22 protein-coding genes are annotated in these 23,186 nt (G+C 63.0%); 11 read left to right on the forward strand and 11 right to left on the reverse strand.

Annotated elements, in window-relative coordinates; genetic code table 11:
- Nucleotides 1-143 precede the first annotated feature (143 nt).
- Entirely contained in the window at nucleotides 144-935 is a 792-nt protein-coding gene (locus S4A8_RS11195) for an MOSC domain-containing protein (protein ID WP_353220205.1), read from the forward strand.
- Here S4A8_RS11195 and S4A8_RS11200 read toward each other — a convergent pair whose 3' ends face one another.
- Nucleotides 936-1,901: a LysR family transcriptional regulator gene (locus tag S4A8_RS11200; protein ID WP_353220206.1), complete on the reverse strand. Its 966-nt coding sequence runs from the start codon at nucleotides 1,899-1,901 to the stop codon at nucleotides 936-938.
- 102 nt (nucleotides 1,902-2,003) lie between these two features.
- On the opposite strand from S4A8_RS11200, the gene ilvD reads away from it, so the two are divergent.
- Complete coding sequence (gene ilvD, locus S4A8_RS11205) at nucleotides 2,004-3,851, forward strand: dihydroxy-acid dehydratase (RefSeq protein WP_353220207.1); 1,848 nt, start codon at nucleotides 2,004-2,006, stop codon at nucleotides 3,849-3,851.
- Between the two features lie 254 nt (nucleotides 3,852-4,105).
- Here the strand turns inward: ilvD and S4A8_RS11210 are convergent, their stop codons facing one another.
- Entirely contained in the window at nucleotides 4,106-4,546 is a 441-nt protein-coding gene (locus S4A8_RS11210) for a potassium channel family protein (protein ID WP_353175899.1), read from the reverse strand.
- 215 nt (nucleotides 4,547-4,761) lie between these two features.
- Between S4A8_RS11210 and S4A8_RS11215 the strand changes: the two genes are divergently transcribed.
- The gene (locus S4A8_RS11215) at nucleotides 4,762-5,799 is read left to right on the forward strand and encodes a hypothetical protein (protein ID WP_353175897.1); all 1,038 of its coding nucleotides are present in this window, start codon (nucleotides 4,762-4,764) and stop codon (nucleotides 5,797-5,799) included.
- A gap of 135 nt (nucleotides 5,800-5,934) precedes the next feature.
- Here S4A8_RS11215 and S4A8_RS11220 read toward each other — a convergent pair whose 3' ends face one another.
- Entirely contained in the window at nucleotides 5,935-6,714 is a 780-nt protein-coding gene (locus S4A8_RS11220) for an enoyl-CoA hydratase-related protein (RefSeq protein WP_353220208.1), read from the reverse strand.
- 197 nt (nucleotides 6,715-6,911) lie between these two features.
- On the opposite strand from S4A8_RS11220, the gene queE reads away from it, so the two are divergent.
- The 3 genes from queE to S4A8_RS11235 all read left to right on the forward strand — a co-directional run bounded on the left by queE (nucleotide 6,912) and on the right by S4A8_RS11235 (nucleotide 9,608).
- Complete coding sequence (gene queE / locus S4A8_RS11225) at nucleotides 6,912-7,553, forward strand: 7-carboxy-7-deazaguanine synthase (protein WP_353220209.1); 642 nt, start codon at nucleotides 6,912-6,914, stop codon at nucleotides 7,551-7,553.
- A gap of 161 nt (nucleotides 7,554-7,714) precedes the next feature.
- The gene (locus S4A8_RS11230; RefSeq protein WP_353220210.1) at nucleotides 7,715-8,245 is read left to right on the forward strand and encodes a 6-carboxytetrahydropterin synthase; all 531 of its coding nucleotides are present in this window, start codon (nucleotides 7,715-7,717) and stop codon (nucleotides 8,243-8,245) included.
- Between the two features lie 235 nt (nucleotides 8,246-8,480).
- Nucleotides 8,481-9,608, forward strand: a complete 1,128-nt coding sequence (locus tag S4A8_RS11235) for a GGDEF domain-containing protein (RefSeq protein ID WP_353220211.1) — start codon at nucleotides 8,481-8,483, stop codon at nucleotides 9,606-9,608.
- 69 nt (nucleotides 9,609-9,677) lie between these two features.
- Here the strand turns inward: S4A8_RS11235 and S4A8_RS11240 are convergent, their stop codons facing one another.
- The gene (locus S4A8_RS11240) at nucleotides 9,678-11,129 is read right to left on the reverse strand and encodes an MFS transporter (protein ID WP_353220212.1); all 1,452 of its coding nucleotides are present in this window, start codon (nucleotides 11,127-11,129) and stop codon (nucleotides 9,678-9,680) included.
- A gap of 259 nt (nucleotides 11,130-11,388) precedes the next feature.
- Between S4A8_RS11240 and S4A8_RS11245 the strand changes: the two genes are divergently transcribed.
- The gene (locus S4A8_RS11245) at nucleotides 11,389-12,549 is read left to right on the forward strand and encodes a baeRF3 domain-containing protein (RefSeq protein ID WP_353220213.1); all 1,161 of its coding nucleotides are present in this window, start codon (nucleotides 11,389-11,391) and stop codon (nucleotides 12,547-12,549) included.
- Nucleotides 12,550-12,724: 175 nt separating this feature from the next.
- Here the strand turns inward: S4A8_RS11245 and S4A8_RS11250 are convergent, their stop codons facing one another.
- Both S4A8_RS11250 and S4A8_RS11255 read right to left on the reverse strand, forming a co-directional pair.
- Nucleotides 12,725-13,636, reverse strand: a complete 912-nt coding sequence (locus S4A8_RS11250; RefSeq protein ID WP_353220214.1) for a DMT family transporter — start codon at nucleotides 13,634-13,636, stop codon at nucleotides 12,725-12,727.
- On the reverse strand, nucleotides 13,629-14,321 hold the full coding sequence (locus S4A8_RS11255) for an NAD(P)-dependent oxidoreductase (RefSeq protein WP_353220215.1): 693 nt from the start codon (nucleotides 14,319-14,321) through the stop codon (nucleotides 13,629-13,631). The genes S4A8_RS11250 and S4A8_RS11255 overlap by 8 nt, the downstream gene beginning before the upstream one ends.
- Nucleotides 14,322-14,387: 66 nt before the next feature.
- On the opposite strand from S4A8_RS11255, the gene S4A8_RS11260 reads away from it, so the two are divergent.
- Nucleotides 14,388-14,879, forward strand: coding sequence for a MarR family winged helix-turn-helix transcriptional regulator (locus S4A8_RS11260; RefSeq protein WP_353220216.1), 492 nt, complete (start codon nucleotides 14,388-14,390; stop codon nucleotides 14,877-14,879).
- 60 nt (nucleotides 14,880-14,939) lie between these two features.
- Here the strand turns inward: S4A8_RS11260 and S4A8_RS11265 are convergent, their stop codons facing one another.
- Both S4A8_RS11265 and S4A8_RS11270 read right to left on the reverse strand, forming a co-directional pair.
- Entirely contained in the window at nucleotides 14,940-15,635 is a 696-nt protein-coding gene (locus tag S4A8_RS11265) for a TSCPD domain-containing protein (RefSeq protein WP_353220217.1), read from the reverse strand.
- Nucleotides 15,636-15,665: 30 nt separating this feature from the next.
- The gene (locus S4A8_RS11270; RefSeq protein WP_353220218.1) at nucleotides 15,666-17,810 is read right to left on the reverse strand and encodes an adenosylcobalamin-dependent ribonucleoside-diphosphate reductase; all 2,145 of its coding nucleotides are present in this window, start codon (nucleotides 17,808-17,810) and stop codon (nucleotides 15,666-15,668) included.
- 293 nt (nucleotides 17,811-18,103) lie between these two features.
- On the opposite strand from S4A8_RS11270, the gene S4A8_RS11275 reads away from it, so the two are divergent.
- Together S4A8_RS11275 and S4A8_RS11280 are read left to right on the forward strand one after the other, a co-directional pair.
- Nucleotides 18,104-18,307 carry a DUF2795 domain-containing protein gene (locus S4A8_RS11275; RefSeq protein WP_353175878.1) on the forward strand — a complete coding sequence of 68 codons (204 nt, stop codon included), beginning with the start codon at nucleotides 18,104-18,106 and terminating at the stop codon, nucleotides 18,305-18,307.
- A gap of 98 nt (nucleotides 18,308-18,405) precedes the next feature.
- Nucleotides 18,406-19,332: a glutathione S-transferase family protein gene (locus S4A8_RS11280; protein ID WP_353220219.1), complete on the forward strand. Its 927-nt coding sequence runs from the start codon at nucleotides 18,406-18,408 to the stop codon at nucleotides 19,330-19,332.
- A 251-nt stretch (nucleotides 19,333-19,583) separates the two neighbouring features.
- On the opposite strand, the gene S4A8_RS11285 is transcribed toward S4A8_RS11280, so the two are convergent.
- The 3 genes from S4A8_RS11285 to S4A8_RS11295 form a co-directional block, all read right to left on the reverse strand.
- A complete protein-coding gene (locus tag S4A8_RS11285) occupies nucleotides 19,584-20,123 on the reverse strand; it encodes a YchJ family protein (protein WP_353220220.1) in 540 nt (179 codons plus the stop codon).
- Between the two features lie 44 nt (nucleotides 20,124-20,167).
- On the reverse strand, nucleotides 20,168-21,145 hold the full coding sequence (locus tag S4A8_RS11290) for a calcium/sodium antiporter (RefSeq protein WP_353220221.1): 978 nt from the start codon (nucleotides 21,143-21,145) through the stop codon (nucleotides 20,168-20,170).
- Nucleotides 21,146-21,329: 184 nt separating this feature from the next.
- On the reverse strand, nucleotides 21,330-21,887 hold the full coding sequence (locus S4A8_RS11295) for a lipocalin family protein (RefSeq protein WP_353220222.1): 558 nt from the start codon (nucleotides 21,885-21,887) through the stop codon (nucleotides 21,330-21,332).
- Between the two features lie 379 nt (nucleotides 21,888-22,266).
- On the opposite strand from S4A8_RS11295, the gene S4A8_RS11300 reads away from it, so the two are divergent.
- On the forward strand, nucleotides 22,267-23,172 hold the full coding sequence (locus S4A8_RS11300; RefSeq protein WP_353220223.1) for a GGDEF domain-containing protein: 906 nt from the start codon (nucleotides 22,267-22,269) through the stop codon (nucleotides 23,170-23,172).
- Nucleotides 23,173-23,186: the final 14 nt, after the last annotated feature.

Here is a 23,186-nt window from a genome sequence, read left to right on the forward strand (position 1 = left end):
AAGCAATGGCGTAATTATGCCTGTATTCAACCGCGTGGCGCGGCGCGTGTCCGCCGGGCGCGGTTGAATGGCGTGTGGCTTGCTCTATGATTTACACGCAGGAATGCGGCTCGGTCGAACGATCGCGCCATTGGAGAAACGCAGTGCCCACGCTTGCCGGAATCTATCGTTACGCGATCAAGTCGAGCGCGGCCGAGGCGCTCGCGAGCGCTGATGTTCAGCTGGAAGGGCTGCGCCACGACCGGCGCTTCATGGTGGTCAAGCCCGATGGCAGCTTCGTGACCGCGCGCCGCTATCCGGTGCTGCAAACGGTGACCGCCCGCTTCGACGGTGCCCGGTTGACGGTATTGCACGATGATCATGTCGCGCTTGCCGAAGCGTGCGCCGACTTCGACTACCAATCGTTCGCGACCCGGGTCTGGGCCGACGATTTCTCGGCCTGGACCACCACCCAGCGCCTGGACGCCTGGTTCAGCCGTGTCCTGGGCGAACCGGTGCATCTGCTGTGGCTCGGCGAGCAGTCGCCGCGTTATCGCGACAAGATCGATACGCGGGTGAGTTTCGCCGATGGCTACCCATTGCTGCTTACCAGCGAAGCGTCGCTGGCGGATCTGAACGCACGAACGGACGGGACGCATGTAATGGCCCAGTTTCGGCCCAATCTGGTGGTGGCCGATACGGCCGCCTTTGCCGAAGACACCTGGCAGCGTATTCGTATCGGCCCGGTGACCTTCCGGGTGGATGCGCCCTGTGCACGCTGTGTGATGATCACCGTCGATCCCGCGCGCGGGCAGCGACGCAGCGACGGCGAGCCCATGCAAACTCTGCTGCGTTATCGCAAGGGCGACGATAATCAGGTCTATTTCGGCCAGAACCTCGTAGCCGAAAATGAAGGCGCCATTAGTACGGGGGATACGGTCGAAATCCTCGCCTGACTACACGTTGCCTGCCGTTTTTTCGTCCAGATCCGTCCAGCCGCCGGCCGGTGGACGCTGTTCGCCGGCGATAGCGGCCGCGACATCCAACAGATTGGCCAGCATCGGACTGCCGTCTTCACGGCGCCAGACCAGCCCGGTTTCCAGTTCCGGCGCGCGGCTTTGCAGCGGCAGGTAACGCGTACCGGTACGTGCCAGGTGGCGTAACGAGGCCGGCACCAGGGCAATGCCCATGCCGGCCGATACCAGACTGATGATGGTCTGCATCTGAATCGCCTGCTGGGCGATCGTCGGCTGGCCGCCGCAGGCGCGCACATAATCGGTGACGCGGTCGTAGAACGACGGCGCGACATGGCGCGGGAACAGGATCAGGGGAGACTCGACTACGGCCGCGGGCGATAGTCGGCCGTCGACGGGCACCAGCCGGCCGCTTTCGATCCACTGCGCGGGTACCGCCGCGATCAGCGGTTCCGATAACAGCTGTCGATAGGCCAGGGCATCGGGTAGCGGCGTGTGCAGTGGCGCAATGATGATGCCCGCATGGCAGGCGTTATCCAGCAATGCGGCAGTCTGTATGTCGCTGGTCGCCTCGCTGAGCGTGAGTTCCACATCCGGATACAGCTGGCGAAAGCGCTGGACCAGACTGGGCAGCAGGCTGTAGTCGGCGGTGCTTACGAACGACAGTTTCAACTGCCCGGTTTCGCCGCGCTGGATACGGCGCGCGGTTTCGGCCAGGCCATCCAGGCGGCCAAGAGCGGCCCGCACCTCGGGCAACCATTGTTCGGCAAACGCGGTGAGGGCGACGCTGCGCTTGCTGCGGGTGAACAACTTCGCGCCCAGGCTGTTCTCCAGGGCCATGATCGACTGGCTCAAGGGCGGCTGGGTCATGTGCAAACGTTCGGCCGCACGGCCGAAATGTCGTGTCTCGGCCACGGCAACGAAATGTCTGAGCCGGCGAACGTCCATTACTTATATGCAATACGTCTTAATAAGAGCCGAATAATATATTTCAAAAGGCATTCAGCCGCGAATACGCTTGCTGGTTCTGACTTGCCGACCGAGATATGTATGCCGGCCTATCGCTCCCGTACCAGTACCCACGGCCGTAACATGGCCGGCGCCCGCGCGCTTTGGCGGGCGACCGGCATGGGCGACAACGATTTCGGCAAGCCGATTATCGCCATCGCCAACAGCTTTACCCAGTTCGTGCCCGGACATGTACATCTGAAAGATCTTGGCCAACTCGTGGCCGAAGAGATCGCCGTCGCCGGCGGCGTGGCCAAGGAGTTCAATACCATCGCGGTGGATGACGGCATCGCCATGGGTCACAACGGCATGCTCTATTCGTTGCCTTCGCGCGAGTTGATCGCCGACAGCGTCGAATACATGGTCAACGCCCATTGCGCGGATGCGCTGGTGTGTATTTCCAACTGCGACAAGATCACCCCCGGCATGCTCATGGCGGCCATGCGGTTGAACATCCCCACGGTATTCGTCTCCGGCGGGCCGATGGAGGCCGGCAAGGCCGTGGTCAAGGGCAAGAGCCGGGCCTTCGACCTGGTCGATGCCATGGTCGTGGCGGCCGACGATCGCTATTCCGACGACGAAGTCGCCACCGTCGAACGTTCGGCCTGTCCGACCTGTGGTTCCTGTTCGGGCATGTTCACGGCCAATTCCATGAACTGTCTGACCGAGGCACTCGGACTGGCATTGCCGGGCAACGGCTCGCTGCTGGCCACGCATAGCGATCGCGAACGACTGTTTCGCAATGCCGGTCAGACCGTGGTCGATCTCGCCAAACGCTATTACGAAGGCGACGACGAGCGCGTGCTGCCGCGTGCGATCGCCAGCCGGGCAGCGTTCGCGAATGCAATGAGTCTGGATATCGCCATGGGCGGCTCCACCAACACGGTGCTGCATCTGCTGGCTGCCGCCCGCGAGGGCGGGGTCGATTTCTGTCTCGACGATATCGATGCACTTTCGCGCCGGGTGCCCTGCCTGTGCAAGGTCGCCCCGGCCAAGGCCGACGTGCATATGGAAGACGTACATCGCGCCGGCGGCATCATGGCGATTCTCGGCGAGCTGGACCGTGCCGGGCTGCTGGATACGTCGCTGCCGACGATTCATTCATCAAGTCTGCGCGAAGCCCTGGCACGCTGGGATGTGATGCGCGACCCCGAAGCCGATGTGACCACGTTTTATCGGGCCGGGCCGGGCGGCGTGCCCACCCAGACCGCGTTTTCCCAGTCCGCGCGCTGGGAAGTGCTCGATACCGACCGTGCGGCCGGCGTGATCCGATCGGCCGATACGCCGTTTTCCGCCGACGGCGGGCTGGCCGTGCTGTTCGGCAATCTCGCGCCTGAGGGCTGTATCGTCAAGACCGCCGGCGTGGCCGACTCGATGCTGGGCTTCACCGGTACGGCGCGTGTCTACGAAAGCCAGGACGCGGCCGTGGCCGGCATTCTGTGCAACGAAGTCGTCGCCGGCGAGGTGGTCATCGTGCGCTACGAAGGCCCCAAGGGCGGGCCGGGCATGCAGGAAATGCTGTATCCGACCAGTTATCTGAAATCGAAAGGGTTGGCCGAGTCCTGCGCGCTGGTGACCGACGGGCGTTTTTCGGGCGGCAGTTCAGGCCTGTCGATCGGTCATGTGTCGCCGGAAGCCGCTGAAGGCGGGCTCATCGGCCTGATCGAGACCGGCGATACGATCGTCATCGATATCCCCGGGCGCTCGATTGCGCTCGCGGTCGCGGATGCGGTGCTGGCCGAACGCCGGCGCGTCATGCAGGCACAAGGCAGCAACGCCTGGAAACCACGCAACCGTTTGCGCAAGGTCTCGCCGGCCTTGCAGGCCTATGCCGCGCTGACCACCAACGCCTCCAACGGCGCGGTACGCGATGTCGGCCAGCTGTCGTGAACGATATCCGCGCTGCTGCTGACGCGTGCGAGCGCGCGCCGACGTCGCATTAGCGCTGTTCGGCTTCGGGTGTTTCGTCCTTGCGTTCGTCGTGCACGACCGGATTCTGGCCCTTCAGCGCCAGTCCAAGCGCGGCAATCAGAACAGCCAATCGATGCATGGCTACACCTCATCATCTGAACAAACATGCGCTGAGTATGCGCCGCTGATATGAGCCATCGCTGAACGCGATCCGGCCGATCCCGGCGCGCTGTTCAGTGCTCGGGCGGGCCGCTGGCACGCCAGTAGCGCTGCATTTCCAGATACAGAAACGAGGCGGTCCAGGTAATCAGCATCAGTCCGGTCAGCGATTCGATACCGGTGAGATAACGCACCCCGTCCAGCGGATGGATGTCGCCAAAGCCCAGGGTCGTGAACGTGGTGAAGGAAAAATAGGCACAGTCGAGCAAGCTGCCATCGAACTGGCCTTCGAAGTGGCCGAACCCTCCGTGGGCGAGCATGCCGTAGTAAGCAAGCGCAAACAGCCACACTTCCACCGCGTGCGCACACAGCGAGCCGAACACGCCCAGCAGAATACGAAAACGATAGGCCAGCCCCAGACGGGGCAGCAGAAGGGTCATGCGGTAGAGGAATTCGTAATGAACGAATACCGCAAGCGTTACGACGACGATATTGATGAGGATGATGGTCGGCAAAGGCAGGTCCGAAAGAACGAAACGGCTCGGGTTATGGGTTCTAGCCTATTATCAAACGAGGCCAAATACAGTAGTTAGGCGCGACGGTTTTCGAGTCGGCCGCCCCCTGAGGCGGCGGCAGGGCGTGTTTTGATGCGTGCGTGCCCCGTGGGTGGCATATCAGCCATTCGGGGCTGATAAGATCAGCCACCCCGGCTTGAGCGATCTTGATGGCTATGGACACCGAAGCATTTGCAGGATCGAAAGCACAGGCTTTGCTCGACGCGCATGTGGCCTATATCACGGCGCGTTTGCAGGGCCCGGCGCTGGAAACGGAACTGCGCCGCCGTGTGGATTGGGTGCTGGCAGACGCCGCGCGCTTGCGCCTGGCCGATGTGGTCAGCGAGGCGTCGATCAAGCGCACCGCCATCGACTACGCCGCCGACATGAAGCTGGGCGGCGGTATTCCGGTACTGGTCGGCGAAATCGCTGCCGCGATCTATGCCCACCCGATCCACGAACAGACTAGGCTCGAAGAAGTACTGCCCGATCGCGAGTTCGAGGAATTGCTCGACAAGCTCCTGGAGATGCAGCGCCTGCGCGACGAGGTCATCCATCACTCGGTGGCCAATCCGGTATTCGCCAATCTCGTGGCTCAGTTGCTGTATTCAGGCTTGCGCGGCTATCTGAGCCAGGGCAAACGACTGGCATTTCGCGTGCCCGGCGCCCGATCCGCGCTCAAGGTGACCCGTGCCGTGGTCGATCGCGCCTCGCCGCGCCTGGGCGCGGCCGTGGAAGCCGGTATCCGCGATTATGTGGATCGCAATACGCGCGCCGGCATGCAGGCCAGCGAAGCCTATCTGCACGAGGCGTTCGAATCCGAGGAATTGCGTCAGGCGGTGCTCGACTTCTGGGATGATCACAAGCACCGCACGGTCGCCTCGGTGGGTGAATTCGCCGGTCAGCTGGATATCGAAGAGCTGTTCGTCATTGGCTACGAGTACTGGCAGCGCCTGCGCCGTACGCGCGTCTATCGCGAATTGATCGAACACGGGGTCGAGGTCTTTTTCGACACCTATCGCGACACCACGCTCACCGAACTGCTCGACGATATCGGTGTGACCCGCGAGATGATCGTACGCGACGGCCTGCGGTTCGTACCGCAGGTGGTGGCGGCCCTGCAGGCCAAGGGCCTGCTCGAGCCAGCGCTGCGTCGCCATCTCGAGGGCTTCTATCGTTCCGAGGCGGTGGCCGAGATTTTGGATAACCGCTGACCTGTTCACCCCCTTGTTCACCCCGGGCCGCCGGCGTCTTCGGCGCTCGCGCGAGCTAGTAGAACGCGCAGGTGTGCCTATTCAAACGGGTCCACGAGCGCGGGCCAAGTATGAATAGGGCGACGCTTGTTCCGCTCAGCCCCAGCGCTCGCGGTCGTGTTCGATGAGTTCACGATCCATGAAATGACCGATCATCACCTGGGTTGCATGCGCATAGGCTTGGTCGAGCGGCATTTCCAGTTGTCGGTAGAGGGTGCGCTTGCCGTCGGCTACGTTGCTGCCGTGGCGTGCGGCGAGCTTCGTGGCAAACGATCGTACGAAGTCGTGTAATTCGGCCTGGGGCAGTACGCGGTTGACCAGGCCGGTTTCGCGCGCCCATTGGGCATCGTAGGTGTCACCCGAGAGCAGCATCTCCATGACGTCCTTGCGCGCCACGTTGCGTGCCACGGCCACCCCCGGCGTGGTGCAAAACCCCTTGTTGTTGATCCCCGGCAGGCAGAATGTTGCCGTATCGGCCGCGTAGGCGAGATCGCAGGCGGCGACCAGTTGCAGACCGCCCGCGGTGGCAATGCCTTCGACCATGGCGATGGTGGGCTTGGGCGAATGCGTGAGCGCCTGCATCATCTCGCCGCAGCGCGAGAATAGACGCTTGAGGTAGCCGCGACCCGCATCGCCGTCGTCGCGGTGATGGGCGATTTCCTTGAGGTCGTGCCCGGCACAGAAGATTTTGCCCGGCCCATGGATCACGATGGCGCCCACCTCGGGGTTGTCGGCAGCGTGGGTGATCGCCGAATGCAGCGCGTCGATCATGGCCAGTGACAGCGGATGCGCCGGTGCGGCACCGAGGGTCAGGGTGAGTACACCCGCATCGAGGGTTGTCTCGATCAGATGCGTTTCAGCGGCACTTGAATCCATGGCAGGCACCTTGTCGTTATGAATCGGCCCAAATTATCACGCCAGTCGGGTTGTCGAGACCACGGCCCGCGCCTGGCCGCGTAGAATCATACGGCCCGGCGTGGCAGGCGCACTGCCGGCTTATCGTTTAGAAAGGCGCGAACCGCCACGCCGTGCCGAGCACGTGCCGCACCAGCCGATCGGAAAACGAATACCTCATGAGTTACGCGGTCAAGGAAATGTTTCTCACCCTGCAGGGCGAGGGCGCTCAGACCGGGCGCGCGGCACTGTTCTGTCGTTTTAGTGGCTGCAATCTCTGGACCGGGCGCGAAAAGGATCGGCACCGGGCGATCTGCCAATTCTGTGATACCGATTTCGTGGGTACGGATGGAATCGGCGGGGCGCGCTTCGAAAACGCGGCCGAGCTTGCCGAGCGTGCACGCTATCTCTGGCACGAAACCGCGAACACCGGTGGCACCCCGTATATCGTGTGTACCGGCGGCGAGCCCTTGTTACAGCTCGATGCGACGCTGATCGCGGCCTTGCACGATGCGGGTTTCGAAATTGCGGTCGAAACCAATGGCACGATCGAGGCCCCGGCGGGCATCGACTGGATATGTGTCAGCCCGAAGGCCGGCAGTACGCTGGTTCAGACGCACGGCAACGAACTGAAACTGGTCTGGCCGCAGCCGGCCTTTGCGCTCGAGCAGTTCGAAGCACTCGAGTTCGAGCGCTTCTACCTCCAGCCCATGGACGGGCCGGCCTACGACGCGAATGTGGCGCTGTGTATCGAAACCGCGCTGAGCCATCCGCAATGGCGGCGTTCGTTACAGACCCACAAGATGATCGGTATCGCCTGAGTCGGGCAGCGTAGCGCGAGGCGGCGCAGCGACAGGGTCTAGCGCTGCGCGGACCGGGCGCTCGGTTCGGCGAACAGGCGGGCTTGCGTAGAATAGACAGGCCTGTTCGCGCCGTGTGCAGCTGTGCTGCGCCGCCCCAACCGTCAAACCCGGGAGGCTCTTTGACCGCCGCTTTTCGTATTCGCCGTCAGATCGGCATCGACGCGGGCCATCGCATACGCCTGCACGGAAGCAAGTGCCGGCATCTGCATGGTCATCGCTACACGATCGAAGCGGTCTGCGCGGCCGAGCAGCTCGCCGCGAGGGGCGAGCAGGCCGGCATGGTGCTCGATTTCGCCTTTCTCAAGGACGAGATGATGCGCGAGATCGATAGCCCCTGCGATCATGGCTTTATCGCCGAACTGGCCGACGTGGAACTGTTGGCCCTGTTCACGCCGCCCGACCAGGACCGCGCCGGATTCACGCAGGCCCTGAAAGAATCGCTGGCATCGAACGGCTTTGCCAGTACCACGCAAACCGCGCTCGGTAGCAAGCTGTATGTCATCGACGTGCCGCCTACGGCAGAAAATCTCGCACGCCACTGGTTCGAACGGCTTGCACCGCGGGTTGCCGCGCGTAGTGAGGGACGCGCCAGCCTGACCCGAATGGTCGTATGGGAGACACCCAACTGCGCCGCGGAGTGGCCGGTCTAGCGTCTGAGCAACACCACGCCCGTTACAGGTGGCCGACCGCTAATACCTGAGGCGGCATTGGCAATGGCTACAAAAGAATCGGAACACGCCGCCGCTAAACACTAAGGATGCCGGTGGGGCTCGATGGCCGATAGCGCCTGACGCTGCGCCTCGCTAAAGTATGTCCGGGCCGTGTGCCGGTCCTGGCGCGTCGATCTTTCGTAACTGCCGACTCGAGAAAAGGGCCGAGTTTTTCGTGAATGACGCTAACAGGAATATCGGCCAACGCTTGATCCATCGCTGGCACTGGTTGCTGGAAGGCGATGCCGAGTCGCCCGAACAGTGCATGAACCGTAGCTTTCTCTTCTGCGCGGCGCTGGGTTGTTTTGCCGGCGGGCTGCTCAATTATCTGGGCGGGCTGACCGACATGTTTTATATCGTGTTGGTAGCGATCATCGGCTCTGCGCTGCTGGCGATCTGGGCGTATCTTCGCCGCGGTCATTACATGCGTCATTCCACCATGGTGGGCGCCTGCTTGGTCATTATTGGCCTGATACCGCTGAACTGGATCTACAACCAGGGGCTCGATGGGCCGAGTCTGCTGTTGTTCATGTTGGTCGCCGGTTACGCCTTTGGCGTGCTACTCGTGCCCCCCTGGCAGCGGCTGTTGATTGCGGCGCTGTTTCTTGTCGTGCCCTATGGCTTGATCTGGTCGCACTATCGCTGGCCGGACTGGATCGACCCGTATCCATCGCCGGCGGCGCATGCCATGGATGCCGCGATGACCTATACCATCTGCATCGTTTTGCTGCTGGTCATGGTCAGCGGTTTCTTTCGCCGCTTCGAAAGTGAACAACGTCTGATCAACGACTATGCCGAACGGCTGCGCGAAGCTGGCCTGCGCGACAGCCTGACCGGCCTGTTCAACCATGGCTCCTTCTATGCGCTGGTCGACGGCTACTGCCGCCAGGAGAATACGACGCAGCCGGTGCGCGGTGCGTTGATTCTCTATGATCTGGACTATTTCAAGAACGTCAACGACAGCTACGGCCATGTCTACGGCGATACGACGCTGAAATTCTTTGCCCGGGTTCTGCGCGAGATCGTGGACGTACGTGGCGGCACCGCCGGTCGCTGCGGCGGTGAAGAGTTTGCCGTGTTCCTGCCCGAGGCGGGGCCGTCCGAGGTCGAAGAGGTCGACACCCTGCTGCGGGCTGCCTGCGAAGCGCAGCCGCTTGAACACGGCCCGGTACGCTTTTCCGGTGGCGTTGCCTTTCAGCCCGCTCGTACGATCGAAAGCTGGATGGAACGGGCCGACAACGCCTTGTATGCGGCCAAATGTCGGGGCCGTAACGCGACCGTTTATCGTACGCGCGCCGAGTGACTTTGCCTGTTCGCGCGACGCACCGGCGGCGAAATGCTTGAATTGACGCCCTGGCCGTAGCCCGGCCGATCAATCGTTTTCGACCGCCAGTGGCTGGCTGCGGCCGAGCCCGACCAGCAGCACCATGGCCAGAAGCACCGCAATGCAGGCCACCAGAAAGGCATCGGAAAACGCCGCCGTGGCCGCGCCGCCGTCGTAGAACGGATTCCACGCCGGCGCTGCACTTTGTTGGCGAGCCGACAAGACCGAGCCGAATACCGCGGCCCCGGTACCCGCGCCCATGAAGAAGAACAGCTGATAGATGCCGAAGCCCACGCCCGCGATGTCGGCTGACAAGGCCTTGGAAGCCGCGTTGGCGGCCGGCGACGTAACCCCGGCATAACCGATACTGGCAATCACCAACGCGATCGATACCATCCAGGGCGAGGCGCCCACGGCGAATGACGACATGAACAACACGCCCAGCAACAGCCAGCTCAGGCTGATGCCGAGCACCGTGCGCGGCCCGAATTTATCCGACAAACGACCGATGGTCGGTGCGAGCAGGGCCACCGCGAACGCGCCCGGCGCCACGACGAGCCCGGTCTGAAACGCGGTCAGTCCGAGTTCGTTGATCAGCAGCAACGGGGTCAGAAACAGCCCGCCGCCGATGAATGCACCCTGTGACAACAAGGCGATCACCGCGGCCGAGAGAAACTGCAGATTGGTGAACAGTGCCGGCGGCACGAAGGGATGGGCCGCCGTTCGGATACGCCGGGCGAACAAGCCGATCAGCGTTGCCGACACCGCCAGCGCGCCCCAGGCAGATGGCGCGGTCAGCCCGGCATGATTGGCCGCGGTCACGCCGAACAGCAGGGCGGCCGCGCCGAGCGCGAGCAACAGCCCGCCCGGCAGATCCAGCCGTGCAAAACGATGGGGCTGGCGCTCGCGTTCGGCGTTCAGATCCGGCAGAAAACGCCAGGCCGCCACGAACAGCACAGCGATGACGCTCAGCGTGCCATAGAACAGTACGCGCCAGCCCAGTGCGCTCACGCCCAGACCGCCGATGAGCGGGCCGGTGGCCGCGCCCAGACCGATCGCCGATGACAACGTGCCGAACACCACGCCGCGCTTGCCGGGTGCAAACAGCCGTGCCACCGAGCCAAACGCCAGCGACGGGATCGCCGCCGCGCCGGCTGCCTGGATCGCGCGCCCGGCGACCAGCCAGCCGAAGCTCGGCGCCAGCGCACAGGTCAACGAGCCGATGCCGAAAATCACCAGTGCGGATAGAAACGTCACCCGAAAGCTGTAGCTGTCGGACACGCGCCCGTACAGCGCAACGCCGGTCGCGAACACGATCGAGAACGCGGTAATCACCCAACCCGACAGACTGGGCGAGACATTCAGCCCGGTGCTGATGGTGGGAATCGCCACATTCACCATGCTGTTGTTGAGCACGCTCGTGAACGCGGCCAGCACCATCACCATTAGCAGGGGATTGGTCAGCGGCGACGCGGAGGCGGTATCGGAAAAGCGATTCATTCAATGGGTCGGGTCATGGGACGGCGCGTACTTTGCCATGAACAAGGCGCGCGCCGTGACGTGACCCGTGTATTCGGGGCTCGGCCCCGCAGGGCCGCGATCGACAGACCGGCGCATGACATGGACGCGCGAGTGCCGCGACCGCTCTTCGGCTACGTATTCGAAGTGAAAATGAACTATTGAAAAACGATTCGCTCACCAGCACCCACAATGGGTAACGCGAAACAACTGAATAACGTCTGGAGACCGATCGATCATCATGACCGATTCCAAAGATAACGAAAACCCGGAAACCAACGCGCCGATGCTGCAGTGGCGTGATATCAATGCGCTCACGCTGGCCGACGAATCGCCCTGCGTGACGATCTATGTGCCGACGACGCCGGTATCGAATTACCGCGAAGAAAATCGCATCCGCTACAAGGATCAGATCAAGAAGGTCGCCGAGGCGCTCGAACAGCGCGACATGGACAAGTACGAACGCGACGCGCTGATCGAAAAGCTCGAATCCGTGGGCGCCAACGAGGTGTTCTGGACGCACCAGCAGTACGGCTTGGTCGTGTTCGCCTCGTCCAAGCGCTTTACCGTACGTCGCATGATGACAAGCCCCGTCGAAGCGCAGGGTATTGTCGCCGACTCGTTTCATCTGCGTCCCGCACTGCGCGCGGCGGCCAACTGGATGGACTACCAGATCCTGTGTGTCAGCGTTCAGGATGTCGCCCTCTACGATGCCAATCAGGATGCGATTGTCGAAGTGGACTTGCACAGCGACGTGCCGCGCGGCATGGGCGAGGCACTGGGCAAACCCGACACCTCGCCCAACCGCAAGGATTCCGAAAGCGCTGGTAGTAACAGCACCGACCTGAAGAACTACTTCAAGGAAGTCGACAAGGCGATTCGTGAATACCACGGCAAGACCATCCGCCCATTGGTACTGGCGGCGGTCGCCGAGCACCAGGGCTTGTATCGCGAGGTCAGCGAACACCCGAATCTGCTCGAAAACGGGCTGGATCACGATCCGTTCGAGGCGATTCGACAGAGCAACCTCGGCGAACAGGCCTGGCAGATCGCCGAACGTGCCACTCGCGACAACATCGAACAGCTTGTCGAGCGCTACAACGAACGCGCCGCCCACAAGGAAGGCGCCAGCGCGCTCGACGAGGTCGCGTACTCGGCAACCATCGGCCAGGTCGACACCCTGTTGATCGACGAAACCGCGCGTGTTGAAGGCACAGTGGACAGCAATGGCCGGGTCGAATACGGCGCGGCGGGCGATGGCCACACCGACGACGTGCTCGACAAGATCGCCGAGTTCGTGATCGCCAGCGACGGCGATGTGAAATTCGTGCCGGGCAACCTCATGCCGACCGACACGGGCGTGGCTGCCGTGCTGCGTTATGCAATGGAGCCGGAGGCATAAAAGGCGCTTGGCACAGCCGCCGGCCCAATCGGGCTGGCGGCCCGGGTGAAATACGGTCATTGTCTTCAGTGACCGTTTTTTTTATGGCCAGCACAAGCGCGATACGCAAGTGCTGACGCCGCGTGCTAGCGCCCAGCTAGGCGGATTCGGCCTGGCTCGCCATTGCGCGGGTGGGCTATGCGGGTCGGCTTTGTGCCCGCCGGGCTGCCAGGATGATCACCCCCGTCGCGATACCAACGACTGACGGGAGCATATGCTGGGGCCGTGGCTCGCCGAGCAGAAAAATGGCCACGGGCACGGCAAAGATCGCGGCCACGCCACCCAACAGGCTCAGAAATACGGGCCCGCCACGGCGTTGCAGGATGAACAGCAGCAGAAACTGCGCGGCAAACAGCGCCGCCTGCGCGCAGAGCAACACCACGGTTTTCGTATCGAGCGCGATGGCGAGCTGAAAACGCGACTGGCCGCTGCCGGCCAGGCCGATCAACAGCACGGCGGCGCCGGTCATCCCCGGCGTGAGTGCGACCGGGCTTGCCCCGGCGGGCCAGCGCAGGCTTCGATAGAGATTGCCGATGCTCAATAACACCGGCCCGAGTATCGGGAAGACGATCCAGAATGCGGGCATGTTCGGCGTGCCGAGTTGGCCCGCGGCCAGCCAGCCGGTGCCTGTCAACGCAGCCAGTACCGCGCTAAAACGCCAGGCATCAAAGCGCTCCATGCCCAGCGCCAGTGCGCCCAGATAGGTCAGCAGCGGCGGCAAGGACAGAATGAACGACACATAGGCCGCGCCGACCACGGGAATCGCACTAAAGAAGATCAGGTTCGGGCCCGCAGCCGATACCAGCCCGGCAATCAGGTAGTACTCAAGGTGGCGTAGGCTGACTTTCGGCCGCTGACCATTGCGCACGGCATGGATCAGCAATACCAGCGTCGCGCCGGCCAATGACCAGAATACGAAACCTGCGGGCGCCACCGCATGGTTGCCGGCAAGCTTGGCCAGCGTGGTGGTCATGCCCAGACAGACTGCGGCACCGATCAGTACCACTAGGGTGACGGCCCGGTTTGGAACAGCTTGTAGATCACGCATGGCGGTCGGCCGGTTGGTCGCCGTGTTCGACCTGCCCCACGGTGACAAAGCGTCGTGACGTCTTGCCGGCCTCGACGAGATCCAGCATCGCGGCGGCGAAGTCGGCATAGCAAATACGCGATGCGCCGTCGCGGTCGGCGATGGCCACGTCGCTGCCGAATGCGTAACGGCCGCTGCGCGCACCTGCAAACAAAAGCGGCGCCGGACGCAGGCATAGCCAGTTCACATCCGGTGTGTCCATCAAAACGGTCTCGAGTTCGGCACAGGCGCTCGCGATCGGACGGACACTGTCCGGCAGAAAGCCGGGGGTGGAGAGCACCGTGCCTGGGCTGTTCGTCGCCAGGCGCAGATTGGCTGCGCCACCCACCACATAAACAGCGCGCCCGGTACGTCCTGCGATTGTCACAACGGTACGCGTCATGCGCACCAACGCGTGTTCGCGGCCGGGTGCGGGTCGCAGGGCGGTGATCAGAACATCGTGCTTTGTCGCGAGCGCGGCCGCGCGTTCCGGCTGCGTACTTATGTCAACGCACGTGTATGTGGCGCCGGGCAGGCCGGTATCCGGCTTTGATCGCGCCACCCCGGTCACCTGGTGGCCGCGATCACATGCTTCGGCCAGGATCGTGCGCCCGACGTGGCCGGTTGCGCCAAAAACCAGAATTCGCATTGAAGATGCCTTGTTCATTTATCTTGACGTCAAGATATATGTAAATAGCTTGATGTCAAGATAAATTGCCAATAGGCTTGCAGCATGGATCAGGTGGATCGAATCCTAGAACAGTGGCGCCAGCAGCGGCCGGAGCTCGATGTCGCGCCGATGGGCACCATCGGGCGTATGAAGCGGCTGGGTATGCATCTGTCGCAGTCGATGGAACAGGTTTTTGCCGACTACGGGCTCAATAACGCGAGCTTCGACGTGCTGGCAACCCTGCGCCGCGCCGGGGCGCCCTTTGCGCTGAGCCCGTCGCAACTCATCGACTGGACGATGGTGACGTCGGGCACCATGACCCATCGCATCGACCGGCTGGAAGCGCGCGGCCTGGTCACCCGTGAGCGGGCCGTGCATGACGGCCGGGCCAGCGTTGTTCGCTTGACCGAGGCCGGCTTTGAACTGATCGATACCGTGGTATCCGCCCATGTGGCCAATCAGCACCAAGCCCTGGCGGCGCTGGATGGCGAAGAGCGCGCCGAGCTCGACCGGCTGCTCAGGAAATGGCTGGGCGGGTTCGAACACGGCGATTAACCCGCCAGGACATACCGTCACGCCCGGTAAATACGGCGGCGCCATCACGCTGCCGCGGGGTCAGCCACACTTCGAATCGCCGCAGTTCAGACAGGTCAGACAGCCATCCATAAGCACCATGGCCTTGGTCTGGCACTTGCCGCATAGCTGGGCGTTGTCGGGGAAGTCAGCGACGCTGTCGTCGCAGTCGGGCGCGGCCTGTTTCTGCGGTTGCCGGGCTTCGATCTCGGCGCGCTTGGCCGCGATGAAGGCTTTCTGGTGTTCGTCCAGCGGGTCGGCTTCGAGCATGCCGATATGCTGGAGATGCTGTTCCAGAATATCGCCGATCTCGGCCACCAGCGATGGCATGAACTTGCCGCCTTTCTTGAAATAGCCGCCGCGCGGGTCGAACACGCTCTTGAGCTCTTCGACCAGGAAGGTGCAGTCGCCGCCTTTTCGGAACACGGCCGAGACGATACGGGTGAGTGCGACGATCCATTGAAAATGATCCATATTCTTCGAGTTGATGAACATCTCGAAGGGGCGGCGGCTTTCATGCTCCGTACCGGCATTGAGCACGACGTCGTTGATGGTCACGTACAGCGCGTGGTCGGATAGGGGTGTTTTTACCTTGTAGCTCTTGCCTTCGAGCCGGTCCGGGCGCTGCAACTGTTCGTGCATGTGCTCGATTTCGGGCGCGGCTGGCGCCTGTGCGGCGTTGTCTTCGGCGCGAGCGACGTTGTAGTCGACAATCTTGCGATCGATCTTGATGGCCATGATCTGGTTCTCTCGTAGTGGTGCGCCGGCTCAGAAGCGGCCGTAGTAGCCTTCCTTGAGGGCATCGAACAGGTTGGCGGCGGTATGGGTTTCGCCGTCGTATTCGATTTCGTCGCCGCCCTTGGCCTCGACCACCGAGCCGTCGTCGAGCACGAAGCGATAGGTGGTATTGGCCAGATCGCTTTCCTTGACCAGCACGCCCTGGAATGCCTCGGGGTTGAAGCGAAAGGTCGTACAGCCCTTCAATCCCTGTTGGTGGGCATAGCGATAGATATCCTTGAAATCCTCGTAGGGATAGTCCGTGGGCACATTGGCCGTTTTCGAGATACTCGAATCGATCCATTTCTGCGCCGCTGCCTGCACGTCCACATGCTGCTTGGGCGTGATCTCATCGGCGGTGATGAAGTAGTCCGGCAGGTCGGGGCTATCCGGCTGGGCGTCGGCATCCACGAAATGCCGGTAGGCGAGCAGTTCCATGGAAAAGACGTCGACCTTTTCCTTGGATTTGCGGCCTTCGCGAATAACGTTGCGAAAGTAGTGATGGGCGAAACTCGGCTCGATGCCGTTGCTGGCATTGTTGGCCAGCGATAGCGAGATCGTGCCCGCGGGCGCGATCGAACTGTGGTGGGTAAAACGTGCGCCTAGTTCGGCCAGGCGTTCGATAAGCGCCGGATCTTCGGCGGCGATCTTTTGCATATAGCGGCTGTATTTCGCATGCAGCACGCGTGCCTTGATCGTGTCGCCCACGGCGTAGCCGTCGGCCGCCATTTCCGGGCGGCGCTTGAGCATGGCCTCGGTGACGGTGAAGTCCTCGTCCATGATCGGCGCGGCGCCTTTCTCCTCGGCCAGCGCCAGGGCGCTGCGCCAGCCCTGCAAGGCCATCTCCCGGGCGACCCGCTCGGTGAATTCGAGTGAATCCGGCGCGCCGTATTTCATGCGCAGCATGGTCAGCGCCGAGCCCAGGCCCAGAAAGCCCATGCCGTGGCGGCGCTTGCGCTGGATCTCGTCGCGCTGGCGGGCCAGCGGCAGGCCGTTGATTTCGACCACGTTATCGAGCATGCGGGTGAAGACATCCACGACCTGCGCGTATTCATCCCAGTCGAAATAGGCGCGCTCGGTGAACGGCTCGCGCACGAAGCGGGTCAGGTCGATCGAGCCCAGCAGACAGGCGCCGTAGGGCGGCAGCGGTTGTTCGCCGCAGGGATTGGTAGCGCGGATTTCTTCGCAGAACCAGTTGTTGTTCAACTCGTTGACACGGTCGATGAGGATGAATCCCGGCTCGGCGTAGTCGTAGGTGGAGGTCATGATCATGTCCCACACGCGCCGCGCCTTGACCGTGCGATAGACCCGGCAGGCCACCAGGCCGTCGTCGCGCGTCACGTAGTTTTCGCGTACGGGCCATTCGCGCCAGATCACCTGCGCGGGATCATCCAGATCCATGTCGCTGCTCGCGGCTTCCTGGGCCAGCAGCGGGAACGACAGCGGCCAGTCGGCATCGTCTTCGACGGCTTGCATGAAGGCATCGGTGATCAACAGCGACAGATTGAACTGGCGTAGCCGCCCGGCTTCGCGTTTGGCACGAATGAAGTCGAGCACATCGGGATGACCGACATCGAAGGTCGCCATCTGGGCGCCGCGGCGACCGCCGGCAGACGATACCGTAAAACACATCCGGTCGTAGATATCCATGAACGACAAGGGCCCGGAGGTATAGGCGCCCGCGCCGGACACATACGCGCCCTTGGGCCGCAGCGTGGAGAACTCGTAGCCGATGCCGCAGCCGGCCTTGAGCGTGAGCCCGGCTTCGTGGACCTTGCCGAGGATCGCATCCATGGAATCCGCGATGCTGCCCGATACCGTGCAGTTGATCGTGGAAGTCGCTGGCTTGTGTTGTGTGGCCCCCGCGTTGGAGATGATTCGCCCGGCCGGAATCGCGCCGTGTCGTAGCGCCCAGAGGAATTGTTCGTACCAGGTCTGCTGTTTTTCCGGCGTGCTTTCGACGTCCGCCAGGGCGCGTGCGACCCGCTGGCGGGTGGCATCGACATCCGTATCCAGCGCACCGCCGTCCTTGGCCCGCAGCCGGTACTTCTTATCCCAGATATCCAGCGAGGCAGGCTGTAGCGCCACCTGCGAATCGGTGTCGGACGTCGGGCGGGCGAGGGCGATATGGGTCATGCAAGTCTCCGGGAACCGCGGGCAGCCAAATATGGGCCGCAGCATCGGCGAATACGACATATAGTGTTTTGATCTGTATCAACGCCGATATGTTGGGTTTTAGGCAAGCGCCAGCGGGCTGGTGTGAAGCAATCCCGGCGCCCAGACCCGCGCGAGTTGGCCGACGAGGTGTTTTAGAGGCAAGCGGTATGGCGCACGGGGTCTCGCCGATGGCGCGCTACGGCGGGTTACAGTGCTGGCCGTGGCGCGCGGCGGCTGGCAAGGTGTCGCTGTTTATTCGACAGGAGTGCCTTATGGCCCGTCCCGATCATGCGAGCGCGGCAGAAATTCAGAAATACCTGAGCGGGATGGACTATCCCGCCACCAAGCAACAACTGGCCGACCACGCCGAACGGCAGGGCGCCACGCTGGGTGTGCGCACCGTCATCGATGCGTTACCCGACCAGGAATATGACGATGCCGCCGCGGTCAGCCGTGCGGTCGGCGCGGTCGAATAGACCCTCGACCGGGCAAGGTCCATGAAAAATCGGGTGACGACAGAGCGCAAATGCCAGGCCATGCCGGCTCATTTCGAAACGAGAGAACACTTACAAAAATGAACGAACCGCTGATTCTTCATCATTACGATGGCTCGCCCTATGCAGAGAAGATCCGGCTCATGTTCGGGCTCACGGGCGCGCGCTGGTCGTCGCTGCTGTGTCCCGTACAACCGCCGCGGCCGAGCCTCGATCCGCTCACGGGTGGCTATCGTCGTATTCCCGTCGCTCAGCTGGGGGCGGATATCTTCTGTGACACCGCCCTGATCGCAAAGGAACTTGCGGTGATGCTGGATTGCCCGGCGCTCGATCCCGATGCCGTGGACGCCGAGGCCGCCGCGCTCATGGACTATGCCCAGGGCAAGGCCTTCTTTGCCGCCATCGGCGCGGTGCCGACGCCGCGGTTGCTCGTCACCATGCTCGGTATGTTCGGGCCGGTCGGCACGGTGAAGTTCATCAAGGATCGTATCAACCTCGTTAAAGGCTCGACGGTACGCGCGCCCCAGGGCGAAAAGGCCCGGGCGGTACTGAATACGCTCATCGACGATCTGGAAGCCCGACTGGAAACGCACCAGTGGGTCGGAGGCGAGCAGGCCTCGGTGGCGGATTTCGCCACCTTCCATCCGCTATGGCTGCATGTGAGTTGCAGTCGCCGCGCGCTGGACGCGGGCCCGAAGGTCAAGGCCTGGTATCAGCGCGTGAGCGAAATCGGCCATGGCCACCGCGAGGAAATTGCCCAGGAACAGGCGTTTGCCTCGGCACGCGATCGAAAACCCCGGCCGCTGCCGGACAGCGTCGCGGATGCGCCGGTGCCACTCGGCACGGAGGTTCAAGTCGCACCCGCCGACTACGGCAAGGTCCCGGTGTCGGGCACGCTGGCTGCACTGACCGAAGACCGCATCGTGCTTACCCGCGATACCTGGCAATTCGGCACGCTGCATGTGCATTTTCCGCGCAATGGCTATTCGTTGACGGCCCAGTCCTAGCCGCACGCAGCCGTGGGTACCGGCCGCCTGAATCGCGGCCGGTACGCGTTACGTATCGATGCGCGCGGCCGGCGTGCGTCATGACTCGCGCAAGAACGGTCAAACGGTCGTGGCCGCCCGGGAAGCGCTGCATAACCTCTCGCGGGTGGCGTTGGAGTCCTCACCGCCGGTGCGACAACGCGTCCGAGCGCAGCGCCTGCCTGATTGGCAGGCCAAGCCCGGCAACGCGGTCGCGGCGCTCTCGCTACCGGTCACGCCGCGCAGCATTTCTTGAATTTTCGACCGCTGCCGCAGGGGCAGGGGTCGTTGCGGCCCGGCTTGAGGGCCGTCACCGTCGGCTCGCCGTCGACATAGAAACACTGGCCGTGTTCGCGCAGGAATCGGGAATATTCCTCGAGTACGGCAAAGCCGTTATCATCGCGACAGATGGCACGGAAATGCACCCAGCCCGCGTCGTCATGTTCGCCGCTGTCCACCACGGTCAGGCCGAGCCAGCGGTCGCCGGCCGGTAGATCGAGCGTGGCGGGCCGCGTGCTCGCATGCCAGCTCGATTTCACGTAGGCCGTATCGCCCAGGGCGTACGCACTGTAGCGGGCGCGCATCAGCGCCTGCGGCGTTGGCGCGGGTCGGCCGCGATGATACGGCGCGCAACATTGTGCGTAGGCAAGGCCGGACTGGCAGGGGCAGGTCATGGGGTACGACGCACAGGCAGCATGGCGTCCTATCGTAACGTGAAAACCGGCAGGCGCCCGTACGCGGAGCCTGCGTGCGGCGGGCATATGTCGCGACATCGGGCGGTGCCGATGTGCGGCCTGCGTGCCGCGGCAATCCGAGCTCACTCGGTGGCGGCGAACGCACCGATAACAAGCCAGGCCGTATAGACGATGAAGGCGAGCACGAAAATCCCGCCTTGCGTGCGGTTGAGCTGCGCGCTGGGGCGGCCGAATCGTATCGCGCAGAGCCAAAGCAACACCGTCAGCGCGAGCATGATGGGCCAGTCACGGTGGCGCACGCTCGGCTCGATCTCGATCGAATTGATCAGACCCGCGATGCCAACCACGCCAAGCGTATTGAACAAATTCGAGCCCACCACGTTGCCCAGCACCAGCGCGTAGGCCTTGCGACGCACGGCGCTGATCGACGAGGCCAGTTCGGGCAGGGAGGTGCCGACGGCGACGACGGTCAGACCGATCACGAGATCACTCACACCAAGCGCGGTCGCGATCGTGCTCGCACCCCAAACCAGAAGGCGTGAGCTTGCGACCAGCAAAAGCAGGCCAAGGATCAACCAGAGCAGCGAGCGTCCCAGGGGTGCCACCTCCGGCTCCGGGTCGATCGTCGGCGCCGCGGTCGCGGACTGGCCGGCCCGTCGTGCCTCGATCGCCACCAAGGCGAGATAGCCGATGAGCGGCAGCAGCAGCAAACACGCATCGAGCCGGCTGATTGCCCCATCGTCAATAAGCCATCGCGAGAGCAATGTAACCGCAACGAGCAGGGCAATTTCGCGGCGGGCCACCCCCGCTGCCACCGGAATCGGGGAGAGCAACAGGGCGACGCCCAGCACCAGTGCGATATTGGCGATGTTCGAGCCGTAGGCGTTGCCAATGGCAAGTCCCGGCTGGCCGTGCCAGGCCGATAGCCCGGAAATCAGAAACTCCGGCGCCGAGGTACCCACGCCCACGATCACGCTACCAATAAGAAACGAGGGCAGGTGTAGATGATGCGCCGTGCCCACGGCCCCTTCGATGAAGCGTTCCGAGCTCCATACCAGTACAGCCAGGCCCACGAGTAGGGCAGCAGCCGGTATCAGCATGGTCGGACTCCCTATAAACGTGCGTGGTTGTGGGCAGCTGCGGTATCAATCGTAGGCCTGGTCTCGACACGCCTTGCCAGTGCCACGCCAATTCGGTCGGTGGCATAGCATGGCCTGCGGGTGTCGGCTACCTCGGCGCCGCGCGTGCATCGCAAGCCGGCAGTTGCCGTTCGGCGTTCATGGATCAGGATTGTCGATAGGGCGTGCAGACATCGCCCTGTTTCGGATACACCAGATCCTGGGTATCGAATCCCATCGCGCGGGCCTTGTTCACGAGCGCGGCGCGCTCGGTCTTTGGAAGTTCGGGCTGGCGGGCCAGAATCCACAGATAACCGCGATTGGAGCCGCCGATGACGGCGGTGGTGTAGTCATCGTCGAGCGCCAGCACGTTATAGCCGGCATAGAACGGGCCGAAGAAGCTCACCTTGAAGCGCGCGGTATCTTCGCCCGCCACGAAATAGGCCTTGCCGACCGCCTCGCTGGCTTCGCCCTTGGACAGATCTACGCCGCGATTGACCACGCGCACGCCGCCATCATCGCGTTTGCTGTAGGTCGCGCTTACACAGTCCAAACCCCGCTCGAAACGGTGATCCAGCCGCGCGATTTCGTACCAGCGCCCCAGGTATCGATCGAGCGAGAACGGCTCGACCGCGCGCGTGCCATCCGGAATGCCCACGCAGCCTGCCAGGAGCGCAATCAGGCCGGAAAGGACGAGCAGGGCCGGTGCAATCGAGGTTTTCATTGGCGGGTTCCGATCGTGTTCGGGTGGTATCCGACTATTGTACGGACCCGCAGGTCATCGCTCGTAAGGCGCCATCGGTCCACGCCGTCGCAAGTCAGCTGAAAGTTGCATTCAAAAAGTGAGGGCCGCGCGACAAACTTCGGGCAGGGGTTGTGTCGACTATGCTCGCGGTGGGATTGCGCAGGATGATTGGGGCGGGCCGCAACGGCCGGCTTGCGAGTGACCTGATGTAGTCAGGGGCTCGCGCCGCGCGTTTTGCCGCAGGCTGGTCCCAATTGTCACTGCAGACTTGCAGATTGTGACGTGCCCGGTCAGATTTGTAGGCCTGATTGATTGGGGGATCAACATCGAAAATCTCGACCGGCGGGGAACGCAACTCATGGGCGAGGCGCTGGCTGCGCTCCCGGACCCGGTTTTCGTGCTGACCGAGAGCGGGCGCTATGCCGCGATTTTCGGCGGCCAGGATCGTGAGTATTACCACGACGGTTCCTTTCTCGTGGACTTCAGCCTCTACGACGTACTGTCGCAGGCACAGGCCGACTGGTTTCTCGGCGAAATTCGCCAGACGCTGGCCGACAACTGCCTGCGTATCGTCGAGTACGACCTGGCGGCTGCCGATGTCGCCGGCGTCGATAGCAACGATGGCCCGGCAACCCCTATTCGCTTCGAGGGCCGTGTACAGCCGATCCGCTCGCCCGTGAACGGCGAGCGCGCCGTACTGTGGCTGGCCAGCAACATCACCACCCGCCACGAGATGGAACAACGCCTGCGTCGGCTCAGCGAAACCGATGAGCTCACCGGTTTCCCCAATCGCCGACGTCTGATGCACGCGCTCAACGAAGCGCTCACCAAATACGATACCCAGAACAGCCGTATAGCTTTGCTGATCATGGATATCGATCGCTTCAAAACCATTAACGACCGCTATGGCCACCCCGCGGGGGATGCCGTGATCTGTGCGGTATCCAGCGCCTGCGGCGCCCGTATCAAACGCCGCGACCTGTTTGCCCGGCTCGGCGGCGAAGAATTTGCCACCGTGCTGTACGACATCACCGCCGCGCAGGCGCTCGCGGTGGCCGAACGGTTACGCAAGACCGTGGCCGACGCCAGCTTCGAGCCCAAACCGGGAGAAGGCCCGCAGGTAACGGTCAGTATCGGCGTGAGCGTGGCCGGGCCGAACCGGCGCCGCAGCCATGATTTGCTCAGCCAGGCCGACGCCGCGCTCTATCTGGCCAAGACGGGCGGACGCAATCGCGTGGTGCTGGCAGAAGACTGCAATTATTAACCCCGCGTGAAAAT

The organism is Salinisphaera sp. S4-8, assembly GCF_040361235.1.
Lineage (GTDB): Bacteria > Pseudomonadota > Gammaproteobacteria > Nevskiales > Salinisphaeraceae > Salinisphaera.

Bases quoted from the DNA above. Each gene is read 5' to 3' on its own strand.
- S4A8_RS11200 (WP_353220206.1), bottom strand. From the start codon at position 1,901: ATGGACGTTCGCCGGCTCAGACATTTCGTTGCCGTGGCCGAGACACGA.
- ilvD (WP_353220207.1), top strand. From the start codon at position 2,004: ATGCCGGCCTATCGCTCCCGTACCAGTACCCACGGCCGTAACATGGCC.
- S4A8_RS11215 (WP_353175897.1), top strand. From the start codon at position 4,762: ATGGACACCGAAGCATTTGCAGGATCGAAAGCACAGGCTTTGCTCGAC.
- S4A8_RS11220 (WP_353220208.1), bottom strand. From the start codon at position 6,714: ATGGATTCAAGTGCCGCTGAAACGCATCTGATCGAGACAACCCTCGAT.
- queE (WP_353220209.1), top strand. From the start codon at position 6,912: ATGAGTTACGCGGTCAAGGAAATGTTTCTCACCCTGCAGGGCGAGGGC.
- S4A8_RS11240 (WP_353220212.1), bottom strand. From the start codon at position 11,129: ATGAATCGCTTTTCCGATACCGCCTCCGCGTCGCCGCTGACCAATCCC.
- S4A8_RS11245 (WP_353220213.1), top strand. From the start codon at position 11,389: ATGACCGATTCCAAAGATAACGAAAACCCGGAAACCAACGCGCCGATG.
- S4A8_RS11250 (WP_353220214.1), bottom strand. From the start codon at position 13,636: ATGCGTGATCTACAAGCTGTTCCAAACCGGGCCGTCACCCTAGTGGTA.
- S4A8_RS11255 (WP_353220215.1), bottom strand. From the start codon at position 14,321: ATGAACAAGGCATCTTCAATGCGAATTCTGGTTTTTGGCGCAACCGGC.
- S4A8_RS11260 (WP_353220216.1), top strand. From the start codon at position 14,388: ATGGATCAGGTGGATCGAATCCTAGAACAGTGGCGCCAGCAGCGGCCG.
- S4A8_RS11265 (WP_353220217.1), bottom strand. From the start codon at position 15,635: ATGGCCATCAAGATCGATCGCAAGATTGTCGACTACAACGTCGCTCGC.
- S4A8_RS11270 (WP_353220218.1), bottom strand. From the start codon at position 17,810: ATGACCCATATCGCCCTCGCCCGCCCGACGTCCGACACCGATTCGCAG.
- S4A8_RS11275 (WP_353175878.1), top strand. From the start codon at position 18,104: ATGGCCCGTCCCGATCATGCGAGCGCGGCAGAAATTCAGAAATACCTG.
- S4A8_RS11280 (WP_353220219.1), top strand. From the start codon at position 18,406: ATGAACGAACCGCTGATTCTTCATCATTACGATGGCTCGCCCTATGCA.
- S4A8_RS11285 (WP_353220220.1), bottom strand. From the start codon at position 20,123: ATGTCGCGACATATGCCCGCCGCACGCAGGCTCCGCGTACGGGCGCCT.
- S4A8_RS11290 (WP_353220221.1), bottom strand. From the start codon at position 21,145: ATGCTGATACCGGCTGCTGCCCTACTCGTGGGCCTGGCTGTACTGGTA.
- S4A8_RS11295 (WP_353220222.1), bottom strand. From the start codon at position 21,887: ATGAAAACCTCGATTGCACCGGCCCTGCTCGTCCTTTCCGGCCTGATT.
- S4A8_RS11300 (WP_353220223.1), top strand. From the start codon at position 22,267: ATGGGCGAGGCGCTGGCTGCGCTCCCGGACCCGGTTTTCGTGCTGACC.